General features: G+C 52.7%; 18 protein-coding genes. 13 read left to right on the top strand and 5 right to left on the bottom strand.

Annotation, left to right across the window (positions count from 1 at the left end):
- Positions 1–106: 106 nt before the first annotated feature.
- From flgN to flgA, 3 genes are all read right to left on the bottom strand, one after another.
- Entirely contained in the window at positions 107–535 is a 429-nt protein-coding gene (flgN, locus tag OGV80_RS03320; RefSeq protein ID WP_087053132.1) for a flagellar protein FlgN, read from the bottom strand.
- Positions 536–547: 12 nt separating this feature from the next.
- Positions 548–835: a flagellar biosynthesis anti-sigma factor FlgM gene (flgM, locus tag OGV80_RS03315; RefSeq protein ID WP_043017845.1), complete on the bottom strand. Its 288-nt coding sequence runs from the start codon at positions 833–835 to the stop codon at positions 548–550.
- 96 nt (positions 836–931) lie between these two features.
- Positions 932–1,702: a flagellar basal body P-ring formation chaperone FlgA gene (gene flgA, locus OGV80_RS03310; protein WP_286513682.1), complete on the bottom strand. Its 771-nt coding sequence runs from the start codon at positions 1,700–1,702 to the stop codon at positions 932–934.
- Positions 1,703–1,784: 82 nt separating this feature from the next.
- Here flgA and flgB point away from each other — a divergent pair, with 82 nt between their 5' ends.
- The 12 genes from flgB (at position 1,785) to OGV80_RS03250 (ending at position 11,890) form a co-directional block, all read left to right on the top strand.
- On the top strand, positions 1,785–2,132 hold the full coding sequence (gene flgB / locus OGV80_RS03305) for a flagellar basal body rod protein FlgB (protein WP_016151840.1): 348 nt from the start codon (positions 1,785–1,787) through the stop codon (positions 2,130–2,132).
- Positions 2,133–2,134: 2 nt separating this feature from the next.
- Entirely contained in the window at positions 2,135–2,566 is a 432-nt protein-coding gene (flgC, locus tag OGV80_RS03300; protein WP_043015264.1) for a flagellar basal body rod protein FlgC, read from the top strand.
- Positions 2,566–3,429, top strand: coding sequence for a flagellar hook capping FlgD N-terminal domain-containing protein (locus OGV80_RS03295; RefSeq protein WP_286513678.1), 864 nt, complete (start codon positions 2,566–2,568; stop codon positions 3,427–3,429). The genes flgC and OGV80_RS03295 overlap by 1 nt, the downstream gene beginning before the upstream one ends.
- Positions 3,430–3,455: 26 nt before the next feature.
- Positions 3,456–4,658 carry a flagellar hook protein FlgE gene (gene flgE / locus OGV80_RS03290; RefSeq protein ID WP_043015266.1) on the top strand — a complete coding sequence of 401 codons (1,203 nt, stop codon included), beginning with the start codon at positions 3,456–3,458 and terminating at the stop codon, positions 4,656–4,658.
- A gap of 9 nt (positions 4,659–4,667) precedes the next feature.
- Positions 4,668–5,405: a flagellar basal body rod protein FlgF gene (locus OGV80_RS03285; protein ID WP_075145152.1), complete on the top strand. Its 738-nt coding sequence runs from the start codon at positions 4,668–4,670 to the stop codon at positions 5,403–5,405.
- Between the two features lie 30 nt (positions 5,406–5,435).
- A complete protein-coding gene (gene flgG / locus OGV80_RS03280; protein ID WP_043015268.1) occupies positions 5,436–6,221 on the top strand; it encodes a flagellar basal-body rod protein FlgG in 786 nt (261 codons plus the stop codon).
- A 107-nt stretch (positions 6,222–6,328) separates the two neighbouring features.
- Positions 6,329–6,994, top strand: coding sequence for a flagellar basal body L-ring protein FlgH (gene flgH / locus OGV80_RS03275; RefSeq protein WP_043015269.1), 666 nt, complete (start codon positions 6,329–6,331; stop codon positions 6,992–6,994).
- Positions 6,995–7,008: 14 nt separating this feature from the next.
- Entirely contained in the window at positions 7,009–8,130 is a 1,122-nt protein-coding gene (locus tag OGV80_RS03270) for a flagellar basal body P-ring protein FlgI (RefSeq protein ID WP_043015270.1), read from the top strand.
- A gap of 8 nt (positions 8,131–8,138) precedes the next feature.
- Positions 8,139–8,441, top strand: coding sequence for a rod-binding protein (locus OGV80_RS03265; protein WP_029139422.1), 303 nt, complete (start codon positions 8,139–8,141; stop codon positions 8,439–8,441).
- Between the two features lie 98 nt (positions 8,442–8,539).
- On the top strand, positions 8,540–9,916 hold the full coding sequence (gene flgK, locus OGV80_RS03260; protein ID WP_043015271.1) for a flagellar hook-associated protein FlgK: 1,377 nt from the start codon (positions 8,540–8,542) through the stop codon (positions 9,914–9,916).
- Positions 9,917–9,933: 17 nt separating this feature from the next.
- Positions 9,934–10,863, top strand: a complete 930-nt coding sequence (gene flgL, locus OGV80_RS03255; protein ID WP_043015272.1) for a flagellar hook-associated protein FlgL — start codon at positions 9,934–9,936, stop codon at positions 10,861–10,863.
- 25 nt (positions 10,864–10,888) lie between these two features.
- A complete protein-coding gene (locus tag OGV80_RS03250; RefSeq protein WP_286513673.1) occupies positions 10,889–11,890 on the top strand; it encodes a flagellar hook-associated protein in 1,002 nt (333 codons plus the stop codon).
- Here the strand turns inward: OGV80_RS03250 and OGV80_RS03245 are convergent.
- A complete protein-coding gene (locus OGV80_RS03245) occupies positions 11,887–12,366 on the bottom strand; it encodes a hypothetical protein (protein WP_043015274.1) in 480 nt (159 codons plus the stop codon). The genes OGV80_RS03250 and OGV80_RS03245 overlap by 4 nt on opposite strands.
- A complete protein-coding gene (locus OGV80_RS03240) occupies positions 12,344–13,294 on the bottom strand; it encodes a transcriptional regulator (RefSeq protein WP_087053130.1) in 951 nt (316 codons plus the stop codon). The genes OGV80_RS03245 and OGV80_RS03240 overlap by 23 nt, the downstream gene beginning before the upstream one ends.
- A gap of 552 nt (positions 13,295–13,846) precedes the next feature.
- Between OGV80_RS03240 and lafA the strand changes: the two genes are divergently transcribed.
- Complete coding sequence (gene lafA / locus OGV80_RS03235; RefSeq protein WP_087053129.1) at positions 13,847–14,752, top strand: lateral flagellin LafA; 906 nt, start codon at positions 13,847–13,849, stop codon at positions 14,750–14,752.
- Positions 14,753–14,864 lie beyond the last annotated feature (112 nt).

The raw sequence follows: 14,864 nt of genomic DNA, 5'->3' as shown, positions 1-14,864 counted from the left end.
AATCTGGTTGTATAAATGCAATATCCATGCCTGAATTTTTATTGCATTTATATCAATTAGTTAGATTGGGCGCGGAAAGCAGGTTTCCGCGTCAGGGAAGGAAGTTTTAGCGCTGGTAAATAAAATCCGGCTCGGTGCCTAAAAAAGCCTGAATAAATTCATACTGGCGGATCAGCAGATCGCCATTTTTTTCGTTGTACGCCTTGCAGCGTTTCGCTTTCTGCTCAAGGCTCTGCCACCAGCCCTCTGCGGCACTTTTCTGTACGCCCGGCAACCAGCTAAATACCTGTTCCATCCCTGCACGATCGACGCTTACGCCCAGTAATTGCAGGATTGATCGACGCTGCTGGCTGCTGTTTTGCAACTGCTCATAATGCTGTTGGATTGTGTCATTGACCGCCAGCAGCTCTTCACTGGCGCGACGGATCATGCACAGACGTTGTTGTTCCAACTGCTGTCTGAGCGCGTCATATCGCGTCCCGTCTTCCCGGATGCCCTGAAGCAGAGTTTTCACCTGCTGTAGCCTGGTACTCACAATTTTGGCCTCTTATTTCTGGAAAAAGCTGAGCATGTCGCCAGCCAACTGCTGGGTATCAACCTGCATGTCGCCTGCGGCCAGCATGGCCTGCATTTGCGCTACTTTGTCGTAATCAACGTCGCTTTGCGGATCGCTGTTCAGCGTTTGCTGTGCCGTTTGCAATCCTGCCTGAGTAATATCGTCGGCAGAAAGCGTTGCGGCGCTGGAGGTTGTGGTCTGCGCGCTGCTCTTGTCTGAACGCGTTTGCCCGGTTGTTGATGCAGGGCGATTGCCTGGCAGAGTTGGGGTAATTTTCATAGCAACCTCGTACATATTTCGTTGGGTTGGTTATCCGTTATTGGCTAAAAGCGACGGCAATAGAGGAAAACTTTAATCCCATCACAAAAAATCCCTTCACTGCTCAGCAGTGAGCGTAGTGACCACGCCGGTATCGTCCACCATCCCGCTAATGATCCGCTGGCTGCTGCTGTTGCGAATTTTTATCACATCCCCTTTACGACCGTTCTTCAATGCCACGCCCGGCATCGAGGCGGTAATCCCGGCCGTATGGGAGACGATCATCACCGGCTGGTCGCGTTTAACCAATACGGGCTGAACCAACTCGCTACGGGTAATCGGTTTACCCGGCTGCAGGGCGCGTTTGCTGGTGAGACCAATCGCCTCATCCATATTTGTCATCAACCCTTCCCGCTGGTTGCTGATATTGAATTTTTTAAGCTGCAGGTCGTCGGCCGTAATCACCGTATCTCGGGCAATCAACGACTTTGGCATCACTACCGGCACCGACACGTCGGGGCGCACAGCAACGTTATATTGCCAGCCCGCGCTGCCTGGGCAGCTCACCACAAAGTTCATTCGCGAAAGGGCCATTTCCGCAGAGGTGCTGGAGGTGACCTGAGGCGCGATTGCGCATAGCGCGCTGGTGCTGACGGCGGAGGGAATATAGATATTGAACGTGTAGCGATAGTCCTGCCACTGCTGCTTTTGTGCCAGCGCGTCAATTTCATGACCAGCCGCCGTCAGGACCAGCGCGTTGATCTGTTCCCGGGCGCTGTGCTGTATGGGATGGACGGCGGCATGTACGGGTAAGACGCAGCATAAAGCCAGCAATATTTCCGCGGCAAAGGGGAAAGAAGGCTTCCTTACGTAGGAGGGTAGTTTCATAAAGTCATTTCTCATCAATCACTTAAAAGTTGGCATACATATTGCTAATAACAGCGATATCTACGCAGGAGTGATGCAAGAAATGGGAATCAGTTTTCAGCAGGCATTGGGTGTACATCCGCAGGCAGTGAAGTTACGTCTTGAGAGGACCGAGCTACTGACCGCGAATCTGGCAAACGTCGATACACCAAATTTCAAAGCTAAAGATATTGATTTTGCCGCTGAGATGCAACGGGCAAGTCGCACAAATGTGCTGCCCGAGGCTGACGTGAAATACCGTGTGCCGATGCAGCCCTCAGAGGATGGCAATACCGTAGAGCTGAATACCGAGCAGGCCCGGTTTTCACAAAATAGTATGGATTATCAAAGCAGTCTGACCTTTTTGAATCTGCAGCTTAGCGGTATCAAAGAGGCCATTGAAGGGAAATAACCATGTCGTTTACTGATATTTACCAGATTTCCGGCTCGGCGATGACGGCGCAAACCATCCGTCTGAATACCGTCGCCAGCAACATGGCGAATGCGGAATCTCCCGCCAGCAGCGAGGCGCAGGCCTATAAGGCGCGTAGCCCGGTTTTTGCCGCGGTTTACAACAATAGCCTGATAGGCGCGCATAACCGCCATGCCATTGATGGCGCCAGCGTACAGGTACAGGACGTCATGCAAAGCGGCGGGGCGGTGAAGCGTTATGAGCCGCACCACCCGATGGCGGACCAGAACGGTTTCGTCTGGTATCCGGACGTCAACGTGGTCGAGCAAATGGCCGACATGATGTCCGCCTCACGTGATTTTGAAACCGATGTTGATGTGCTGAATAACGTCAAAAGTATGCAGCAAAGCTTACTCAAACTGGGAGAAGTGTAATGAATACCCTGGCTCTGTATGCCCAATCTCAGGCGCTGGCCTCTTCTTCACAGAAGACGTCGGTGGCTGAAAATAACGTCGGCGCTACGACGCAAAGCACCAATTTGGGAGACAGCAGTTCTTCTGCCGCGTCGTCAACCACGGATACCAGCGACAGCAGCACCCCGACAACCACAACATCTACTGAAACGTCGGCGGTCGACACGTTTCTGACGCTGTTTGTGGCTGAAATTGAAAACCAGGACCCGACCGATCCCACCGATCCTACGGCCTATATCGATCAGCTCTCCTCAATGGCGCAGGTTGCCATGATGGAAGAGATGAGCGTCCAGGCCAACACCAACGCCGTACTGATGAGCAACATTCAGGTGATGGCGCTGGGGAATATGGTCGGCGACGACATTATGGTGCAAACCACCTCGCTGGATATCGAAGACAACAGCCAGGAGATCCAGGGGCGCGTCACGCTGGATGACAGTTGTACCGATGTGGATCTGCACTTTACCGATGAAGCGGGTGACGACTACACCGTGTCGCTGATCCCGGAAGGTGAAACCTCCGTTGGACCAGGCCAGGTGGATTTCGATATTAATCCTGCCGATTACGGCATCCCGCCGGGTGATTACAGCGTATCTGTGGTGACCAATACCGGAGAAGAGGAAGTGCCGATTGAGGTGACGGGTAAGGTGGAAGATGTGCGTATTCCGCTCGATGGCAGCACGCCGGTACTCAACGTTGACGGCGTTGGCGAAGTGCCATTCACCATGATCACCCAGTTTGGCGTACTGGACAGCACTGATGACACCACGCCGCCTGATACTGATGACGGCAGCGACAACGCCGACAGCAATACGGTGCTCTGATTTAGTTTACATTACAGGAAGAAACAATGAGTTATGAAATTGCAGCGACGGGCCTGAACGCCGTCAACGAACAGCTTGATGGCATCAGTAACAACATCGCGAACTCCGGTACGGTCGGGTATAAATCGATGACCACTCAGTTCTCCGCCATGTACGCCGGAACGCAGGCGATGGGCGTGAGCGTGGCGGGTTCGGCACAAAGCATCTCCACCGGCGGCTCAATGGTTTCAACCGGTAATGCGCTGGATTTGGCTATCAATGATGATGGTTTTTTTGTTATGTGCGACAGCGCCGGGAACATCTCCTATACCCGCGCCGGTTCCTTCGTGACGGACAAAAACGGCTATATCGTTAATGCCTCTGGCGATTACCTGCAGGGTTATCCGGTTGATGACAGCGGCACGCTGCAAACCGGTACCGTTACGGATATCCAGATTAAAACCGGCAACATCCCGGCGCAGGCCACGGACAGCATGACCTTCACGGCAAACTTTGACGCCAGCGATGAAGCGATCGATCGCGCCAGCGTACCGTTTGACGCGAATAACAGCGATACCTACACCGACAGCTACACCACCACCGTGTATGACTCGCTGGGTAATGAGCACTCGGTTAGCCAGTACTTTACTAAAACCGGGGATAACACCTGGGAAGTGCAGTACACCTTTGATGGTGAAGCGCAAAGTGGCGTACCGCCGACCACGCTGACCTTCGATCCGAATACCGGTAAGCTGACGGATCCCACCACGCCGCAAACCATTACCTTCACCACCGATGAAGCCGCACCGATTTCGATGACCATTGACTACTCCGACTGTACTCAGTACGGCTCTGATTTCTCGGTCACCACCAACTCCGCGACTGGTTATGCCTCCGCGACGCAAAACGGCGTGCAGGTTGATGACGACGGAAAAGTTTACGCCACCTACAGCAACGGCGAACGCATGCTGCAGGGGCAGGTGGTGCTGGCCACTTTCCCGGATGAGAACGGGCTGGAAGCGGTAAGCGGGACTGCCTGGGTGCAGACGGGCGAATCCGGTACGCCGCTGATTGGCACGCCAGGCTCCGGCTCCTGCGGCACGCTCTCCTCCGGCATGCTCGAAAGCTCCAACGTGGATATTACCAACGAGCTGGTCAATCTCATGACCGCCCAGCGTAACTACCAGGCGAACACCAAGGTGATTTCCACCAGTACGCAGCTGGATCAGGCTCTCTTCCAGGCGATGTAAGGCTAAGAAATGGATCGGTTGATTTATACCGCGTTGAGCGGCGCCACCCAGACGCTACTGGAGCAGCAGATTAGCGCCAATAACCTTGCCAACGTCAACACCAATGGTTTTCGTGCGGATATGGCGATGGCGAGCAATGACAAAGTGAAGGGCGGTGGCTTCGACACGCGTTTTATGGCGAAGGAAAGTCCCAGCGGCGTCAATGACAGCACCGGCGTGGCGGAAAAAACCGAACGCCCGCTGGACGTCGCCATTCAGGGTACCGGCTATATCGCCGTGCAGGATAAAGCCGGAAACGAGGTCTACACCCGCAACGGCAATATTCAGCAGGACGATCAGGGGCAACTGACCATCGACGGTAACGTGGTGCTCGGGGATAACGGCCCGATTATTTTGCCGCCGAATGCGATTGCCTCTTTCGGCAGCGACGGCACGCTGTCAGTTACGCCAGACGACGGCGATGTTACCGCCACCATGGATATCGATCGCCTGAAGCTGGTGGATATTCCTGTTGCTAATCTGGCGAAAAATAGCGAGGGGATGCTGGTGACAGTGGATGGCGTACCGGCGCAGCGCGATGAAAACATCAAAGTGAGCGGCGGCTTTCTGGAAGGCAGTAACGTGTCTGCAGTGAGTGAAATGATGTCGTCTATTGCAATGAACCGCCAGTTCGAAGCGCAAATCAAGATGATGAAAACGGCTGAAGATCTCAGCGACTCCGGCAACAGGCTGCTACGCGGCTCCTGAGTCGTGGCCTTTAATCAGGAATAAAGTTTTATGAACGCAGCGTTATGGATCAGTAAAACCGGCCTGTCGGCGCAGGATGCTGAGATGAGTGCGATTGCCAACAACATCGCCAACGTCAACACCACGGGCTTTAAGCGTGACCGCGTGATGTTCCAGGATCTGTTTTATCAGACTCAGGAAGCGCCGGGCGCCATGCTCGATCAAAACAACATCATGCCGACCGGAATGCAGTTCGGTAGCGGTGTGCGCATTGTTGGAACGCAAAAAACCTTCACCGAAGGGAATGTGGAAACCACCGACAACGCGATGAACGTCGCCATCATGGGGCAGGGGTTCTGGCAGGTGCAAAAGGCCAACGGGGATATTGCGTATACCCGTGACGGCAACATGCAGATTAACGCCGACGGTGTGCTAACCAACTCCGAAGGCTTACCCCTCCAACCGGAAATTGACGTGCCATCCGGCGCAACTAACGTGGCATTTGGCGAAGACGGCACCGTGACGGCGATCCTTCCCGGCGATAGCGACCCGACCGAACTGGGGCAACTGACGCTGGTGAACTTCGCTAACCCAGCGGGGCTTTCAGCCGAAGGCGACAACCTGTACCTGGAAACGGCAGCCAGCGGCCAACCGACGGAAGGTATCCCAGGGGAAGATGGCCTGGGAACATTGCAGGACAGCGCACTGGAAGGCTCAAACGTCGACATCGTCAATGAAATGGTGGCGATGATCACCGTACAGCGTGCCTATGAGATGAACGCCAAAATGGTCTCCGCGGCAGACGACATGCTGCAGTTTATTAGTCAGACGCTGTAACGCAAGAACGTGATATGCCGGGTGGCGCTACGCTTATCCGGCCAATAAGCAACACCCATTTGTAGGCCGGATAAGCGTAGCGCCATCCGGCAGAATATAGGCAGAACGTGAAAAAATATCTCTGGCTGGTGGTCCTGCTGCCCCTGTTAAGCGGGTGCGAATCGCAGGCTATCCTGGTCAAAAAAAATGACGAATTCTTTGCTCCTCCCAAAACCGAGGCGCCGCCAACGGCGGATGGTCGTGCGGGTGGCGTGTTTGAAACGGGCTATAACTGGTCGCTGACGGCGGACCGCCGCGCCTATCGGGTGGGCGACATCCTGACCGTGATGCTGGAAGAGTCCACCCAGTCGAGCAAACAGGCGAAAACCAATTTCGGTAAGAATAATACTGTCGATATCGGCGCACCGACTCTGTTTGGGCATACCAAAGATAACCTTTCCGCTTCTGTGGATGCCAATCGCGATTTCAACGGAACGGCGACCTCGCAGCAGCAAAACAGTTTGCGCGGCGAAATTACGGTGTCGGTACACTCGGTACAGTCGAACGGCATTCTGGAAATTCGCGGCGAAAAATGGCTCACCCTCAATCAGGGGGATGAGTACATCCGCCTGAGCGGTCTGGTGCGTGCCGATGATATTCAAAACGACAACTCCGTCTCATCGCAGCGTATTGCCGATGCGCGTATCTCCTATGCGGGCCGCGGTGCCTTGAGCGATGCCAATGCGGCGGGCTGGCTGACGCGTCTGTTTAACCATCCTCTCTTCCCGATCTAATGCAGGATTTTGATATGCAACACTTAAGCGGGCGCTGGATGAAGGCGTTAAACGGCATCGTTATCGCCCTGAGCCTGGCGCTGCCGGGCACCACGCAGGCGCAATCTCTGGAGTCGCTGGTCAACGTCCAGGGCGTCAGGGAAAACCAACTCGTCGGCTACAGCCTGGTGGTGGGGCTGGACGGAACCGGGGATAAAAACCAGGTCAAATTCACCAACCAAACGATCACTAACATGCTGCGCCAGTTTGGCGTACAACTGCCGAGCAAAATCGATCCGAAGGTGAAAAACGTCGCGGCGGTGGCGGTCAGCGCGACGCTGCCGCCAATGTATTCGCGCGGACAGACTATTGATGTCACGGTCTCCTCGATCGGTGATGCCAAAAGCCTGCGCGGCGGCACGTTATTGCTCACCCAGCTACACGGCGCGGATGGGGAGGTTTATGCCCTCGCACAAGGGAGCGTGGTGGTCGGCGGGATGAACGCGACCGGGGCGAGCGGCTCCAGCGTGACCGTGAATACGCCCACTGCCGGGCTGATACCGAACGGTGCGTCGGTCGAACGTGAAATTCCCAGCGACTTCCAGATGGGTGACACCATTACGCTTAATCTGAAGCGTCCCTCCTTCAAAGATGCCAATAACATCGCGGCGGCAATTAACGCCTCATTTGGCGGCATTGCCACGGCACAAAGCTCAACCAATGTCAGCGTCCGCGCGCCAACCAGCCCCGGGGCGCGCGTCGCCTTTATGTCTCAGTTAGACGACGTTCAGGTTCAGGCCGAGAAAGTACGCGCCCGCGTGGTGTTTAACTCGCGTACCGGCACGGTGGTGATGGGTGATGGCATTGCCCTGCACGCGGCGGCGGTATCGCATGGCAGCCTGACGGTTTCCATCAATGAAAGCAGCAACGTCAGCCAGCCGAATGCCTTTGCCGGCGGTCGTACGGCGGTAACGCCGCAGAGCAATATTTCGGTGAATCATGCCCGACCGGGGATGATAACGCTGCCTGAATCCAGCAGCCTGAAGACGTTGGTTAATGCGCTCAACAGCCTGGGGGCCACGCCGGACGACATTATGTCCATTTTACAGGCCCTGCATGAAGCCGGGGCGCTGGATGCCGATCTGGAGGTAATTTAATGGCCGACATCAAAGTGAATCATAGCGGGGGCATTGACGGCAGCGATGCGTTAATGGGCCCGAAAATTAAAGATAACGATTTGCAGAAAGCCGCTCAGCAGTTTGAAGCCATTTTCTTACGCAACATGCTGAAAGAAATGCGTAAAACCAATGAGATCTTCGACTCCAAAGATAACCCGTTTAACAGCGATTCGGTGCGCATGATGCAGGGGTTTTACGACGATCAGCTATGCAACAGCCTGGCCCAGCAGCACGGCATTGGGATTGCGGCGATGATCGTCAAACAGCTCTCCCCGCATCACAAAGGATAAAGGTTGCGCGGCGGCTTAAGAACTGCGGTTTTTTCGCCGCTTTTAATCGGCAAGGTTGTTAACGACAGACCGGGGAACTGACCGGCGAGGACTCTTTGATGGACATGATTAACATTGGCTACAGCGGCGCATCGACAGCGCAGGTTGAGCTTAACGTAACGGCGCAAAACACGGCCAACGCCATGACCGACGGTTACACCCGCCAGGTGGCCATTACCAGTACCATAGGCGCCAGCTCCGGTTCTGCGAACAGCGCGGGTAACGGTGTGCAGGTGGACAGTATTCGCCGGGTATCTAACCAGTATCAGGTGAACCAGGTCTGGTATGCCGCCAGCGATTACGGTTATTACAACACCCAGCAGGAGTATTTAACTCAGCTGGAAACCGTGCTCAGCGATGATAACAGCAGCCTGAGTGGCGGCTTTGACAACTTTTTTGCCGCCCTCAACGAAGCGACTACCAGCCCGGATGATTCCGCTCTGCGTGAGCAGGTGATCAGCGAGTCCGGGGCGCTGGCGCTGCGCGTGGATAACACCCTCGATTACATCGACTCGCAAAGCAGTGAGATAGTCAGCCAGGAACAGGCGATGGTGGCGCAGGTGAACACCCTGACCAGCGGCATTGCCAGCTATAACCAGCAAATCGCCGAAGCGGAAGCCAATGGCGATAACGCCTCTGCGCTGTACGACGCCCGCGACCAGATGGTGGAAGAACTGAGCGGCATCATGGATGTCCAGGTCAATATTGATGATGAAGGCAACTATAACGTCACGCTGCAAAACGGTCAGCCGTTAGTCAGCGGGCAGGAGAGTTCCACCATCGAACTGGATACCAACGCCGATGGCACGCAGAGCATGTCGCTGACGTTCGCCGGAACCACGTCATCCATGAACACCGATACCGGCGGCTCGCTGGGTGCGCTGTTTGATTATCAGAATGAAGTGCTGACGCCGCTGACGGGAACGATTAACAGCATGGCGGAGCAGTTTGCCGATGCGGTGAACACCCAACTGGCGCAGGGCTACGACCTGAACGGAAATCCCGGTGAACCGCTGTTTATCTATGATGAAAACTCATCGGATGGCCCGCTGGAGGTGAACCCTGATATCACCGCCGATGAGCTGGCATTTTCCAGCTCGCCGGACGAAAGCGGCAACAGCGATAACCTGCAGGCGCTGATCAACATCTCTACTGAACCGCTGGATATAGAGGGGCTAGGCAGCGTAACCGTGGGTGAAGCCTGTTCGTCGATCATCAGTAACATCGGTATTTACAGCCAGCAAAACCAGACGGAAGCGGAAGCAGCGGCGAACGTGTACTCCGAAGCGCAGAACCAGCAGAGCAGCGTCAGCGGTGTCAGCATGGATGAAGAAGCGGTGAACCTCATTACCTACCAGCAAATTTACGAGGCCAACCTCAAAGTTATCTCAACGGGCGCAGATATTTTCGACTCTGTGCTGGAAATGTGTAGCTAACCGGAAGAGGAATTAATATGCGAGTCACTACACAACAGTCCTATGTGTCCATGACGCAGAGTTTTAACGACCTTTCCAGCGATCTTTCCCACGTCGTCACGCAGATGGCGACGGGGAAAAGTATTCTGCTGCCGTCAGACGATCCTATCGCTGCGACACGCATCACCCAGCTTAATCGCCAGCAATCAGCTCTCGATCAGTATCAAACTAATATTGATTCCGCCTCGGCGGGGATGAGCCAGCAGGAGTCTATTCTGGATGGCGTCAATAACGATCTGTTAGCGATTCGTGACGATCTGCTGGAGGCCGCCAACGGCACCAATACCGCCGAGTCGTTGTCCAGCCTGGGGCAGGATATTCAGTCGATGACTGAAGCGATGGTCTCAGCGCTGAATTATCAGGATGAAGACGGTCACTATGTGTTTGGCGGGACGGTGAACGATCAACCACCAATTGTCGCGGTGGATGAGGATGGCGACGGGGTGACCGACAGCTATACCTATCAGGGTAACGACGATCATCGCCAGACCACGGTGTCTAATGGCGTCGAGGTTGATACCAATGTTGCGGTCAGCGATTTCTTCGGCGACAGCCTCGACGTTCTGAACACCCTGACATCGTTGTCGAAAGAGTTACAGGATCCGTCGGTGGACCCTGCCGATCCGCAGGTACAAAGCGATATTCAAAATGCCATCGATACGGTTGATGTGGCCTCTGACGCGCTCAACGCCTCTATCGCCACCATTGGTGAAACGCAGAATACGATGACCATGCTGAGCGGCGCTCAGACGGATATCACCACCTCCAACGATCAGTTGATCAGTCAACTTAGCGATCTGGATTATGGCCCAGCCTCCATTACCTTTACCGGTCTGGAAATGGCGATGGAAGCCACCTTAAAAACTTACTCCAAAGTGAGTGAGTTGAACCTTTTCAGTGTGATTTAACAGTTAGCAGTAGCTCAGGAATAGTATGCAGGTCGGTTTAAATACAACATCACTCTCCGGTAGCGGAGCGCTTAATCCTTCTGTGCAGCAGCATACCGTTGCGCAGAATGCCCCTGTCCGTCAAAAGTTACCCGCAACGGCGAGTGATTATCCGGCCTCACCACTCATTACCACCCGGCCTCAGCGCTACAGTGTGCAGCTTAACGATCAGCTCACCACGCTGCAGCAGGCTGACCACTACCTGGGACAACTGGAACAGCATTTGCTTGACTATCGCCACGCATCGCGCCGCGGCCCACAGGCGCAGCAGCAAAAAGGGAGCGAGCTGTCACAGTGGCTGGATAAAAGAACGGCGTTATCCGGCGGCGCGGTGGACAGGCAATTGCGTCCGGTTTTGCAGGGCGAGGCGCGAGTGACATTTCACTCACCTGAACTGGCGCAAATGCTGCAAAAAAACGCCATAAGTTCACGTATGTTCAGCGTCTCTGACGGGCGGCAAACGCAGCACTCGGCGGTGGTGGTCGGTGAAGATCTGGATCCCGGTCAGTACAAAATGATGATGAGCAACGCGCTGCGTCGTGTCGGGGTGCAGGTGCACGATCAGCAGGGGGCGCTGAGCTTTTCCACTGCGGAAAAGCAGTGGCCACAGATCCAACAAACCCTGAGCGTACGCGATGTTGATGCGAAGTCATCGGCGTTTACCCTACTCAAAACGTTTGCCGATCCGTCCCGTTCAGAAGACCTTCTGCAACATATCGCGCAGGGCGGTTCCCGTTCTCAGGATGGCTTACAGCAGACGCTGGATGTCATTGGCGATCAGCGTGCGCAAATGGCCGCGCAGCAGGAGAAGGCCCGACAGCTGATTGACGGTATGGCGCGTTTTCCGCAGGCAGAAAGTGCGGTTAAAGCTTCGGAATCACTGGGCGGGATATTGGATCATGCTAATCACAATTATCAGGTATTAGCACAGGCGGTAAACGGACAAGCCCGGCTTTCCAGCCAGACGGTCCGTAGTTTATTAAGCTAATCCTGATGGCATGCTTTTGTTGAGAAAGTAAAAGCAGAGGGGTCTGTGATTAACAGACCTCCTACATCCTGTGTAAAAAGCAAATTTTGCTGCGCGTCTAAATGAATCCACCACGTATGCAGGTTGTGTTCTGTCACAAACGACCCGAAATTCGCCAGCCGAGAATCGTTTTGATCGGTTTTGGTCGTACTAAAATGAAACTCCCCCTGTTTCGACGTGCCAGCATAATGGTTAATACAGGCGGCGATCTTAAACGTTGATGGCGTTTTGTTACTTTGCTCCAATGGGACGAGAGTAACGGTCGTGTTTTTATTCAGTGGACTCGTAATGAGTTCATAATGTACGTTTTTGCCAGAATTAAGATCGTAATTAACAATAACCGTATTTTCAATGTGGGCTTGGGCCATAAAGGTACAAAATAACGTTAAAGCGGACAGGCAGGGGAAAAAGTAATTATTTGCATTTTGGCATTTCATTTAACATTTTCTCCACTTCTTTAATTAAAATACCATTCATTTCATTATCTTTATTTAGCCAGTTATCAAAGCTCAGCGCTAACTGCCAGTTGTCATTGCATTGATTGCTTAGCACAATATCAAGGGCAAGCTTGTTGAGAGACACCCGATAATACAAGGTCATCGAGGCGCTATGCGTGACCAATAGTTGATTGATCTGCTCGACACCAGGAAGAATATGTTGTGAAACGAGTGATAATGATTTCTTATTCTCACCTGGATCATAAAGTTGATAAGCCGTAATACGATTGGCGTTTTCCAGCGTCTCTTTAACCAGTTGCGGGGCTTCTGGCGTTTTTGTTTCTGACGGCGCTTTAAAATAAGAGATCAGGGCAAACAGCGACAAGGCGACAACGATAACGGGTAACGTAATCAGTACGGCCCGGTAAGGGTGACGTCTGGTTGCCAGTTTTTTTTTGCTGCTTGCGTTTAAATGACTATTATTTAGATATATTTTTTCTTTTGTTGTTGATGGTAGACGCTCTTCAGATGCAAGGGTTTCAGCCACCTCAGCATTCTCTTCGGTTACCTCAACGGCGCTGTCATCAGCTTTATTTTCATTAGGATCAATGATTTCAGTCAGATAGTTTTTATTAAATAAATACCCTTTTTTAGGTATGGTTTTAATAATCTCCTGCTGTTTACCATCATCATCGATAGCAACGCGCAGGGCATGAACGGCTGTCGGCAGACTATTTCCACCGACGATGCGATTCTTCCATACTGCGGTCATTAAAAATGAACGAGATAAAACAACATCGGCATTTTTAGCTAATGTTTCTAACAGAATAAAATGGTATTCGCCCAGACGACGTATCTCGCCTGTTTCACAATGGATTAGCGCATTAAGCGAGGAATCCATCCGCCAGTTGTTGACTACAATACTCATGGTTTTATATACCCGCGCAAGATTTTTATATCCCTGGTGTCACACCGTTAAAAATCAGTGCATTAAAATTCTGGAGAAATTGAAATGTCTTTTGGCTGTGAAACAGCAGCCGAATCGCTATTGAGTGTTTTTTATGCTGTGCAAAAAGGGATTTGAAATGTAACGAAAGTGCCTGAGACTCACAATATAAAAATACAGGGTATTTGCAACTAAATGTAAAATAAGGTCAGGGAGTGGGTGATTAAAGCGCTTTTGATTGAGTATAATCTCATTGGTATCATGATGTTAGCCCTGTTGGTGTGTAAGCAATCAACCCATTATTAGATATTTCTAATAATCTTTTAATTAAATCTTGATTGAGATCTCCTTTATGTAGTGGGTGTTGGTGAAAGGGAAGCACGGAAAGCTAAAATAGAGTTGAGGTTTATCTCTCTGGTTAATGAGGTGGTGAGGGGCGTAAAAATTTTTTTTGCAGCGCTTTAAGTTTTCCAGACGGGTGGTCGTTTTTACAGAGTATCGAAACGAAAACGATTATTCCCAAGGAGCTGTACCATGTTATCGATTAATACTAATACCGCATCAATGTCTGCTGTTAATGCTATCAACAAAAGCAGCGCATCACTGTCTACTTCTATGGAACGTCTGGCGACAGGTAACCGTATTAACTCTTCTGCAGATGACGCTGCGGGCAAACAGATTGCCAGCCGTCTGACTGCGCAGTCCAGCGGTATGGGCGTTGCGCTGAGCAACATCAACGATGCGACTGCGATGCTGCAGACTGCAGACAGCATGTTTGATGAAATGACCGACGTACTGGGCCGTATGAAAGACCTGTCCACTCAGGCAGCGAACGGAACCTACAACGACGAAGATTTGCAGGCGATGCAGGACGAATACGACGAACTGGGTCAGCAGATGTCCGATATGCTGCAGAACACCACTTACGGCGGCACCAACCTGTTCGGTGTTTCCGGTACCAGCAACACCGGTAAAAATGGTCTGTTCCAGGGTGCGGTAACCTTCCAGGTTGGTGCTGAGTCTTCTGACACCATGACCGTTGATATCTCCAGCCAGCTGGGCGATCTGGTTAATGCGCTGGATGATGTTAGCGCCTCTTTCAAAGCTGACCAGTCTGGTGCTGCCGGTATCTCTGGTGGTACTGAGCTGACCACTTCTGGTTCTGCAAACCAGATGATCACCACTATTCAGACTGCAATGGATGACGTGTCTAAGATCCAGTCCAAACTGGGCGCATCTATCAACCGTCTGAACGATACCGCAGCTAACCTGACCAGCATGCAGGACAACACGGAAGTGGCGATCGGTAACATTATGGATACCGACTACGCGACGGAAGCGTCCAACATGACCCAGCAACAGGTGCTGATGCAAACTGGCATCACCATGCTGAAGCAGTCCAACAGCATGTCCAGCATGGTTTCCAGCCTGCTGCAGTAATTCCTGACTTAACGTCATTCACAACACCGCCATCCGGCGGTGTTGTGCTTTCAGCGACCTGGCTTTTACCTGGAAACCTTCCTGGGGAAGGGAAAACGCCTTTCCGCCACTA

Origin of the sequence: Citrobacter sp. Ce119 (assembly GCF_030334525.1) — a bacterium.
Lineage (GTDB): Bacteria > Pseudomonadota > Gammaproteobacteria > Enterobacterales > Enterobacteriaceae > Citrobacter > Citrobacter europaeus.
Note: the sequence above shows the minus strand (reverse complement) of the source record. Positions and strands in the feature narration are given on the sequence as shown.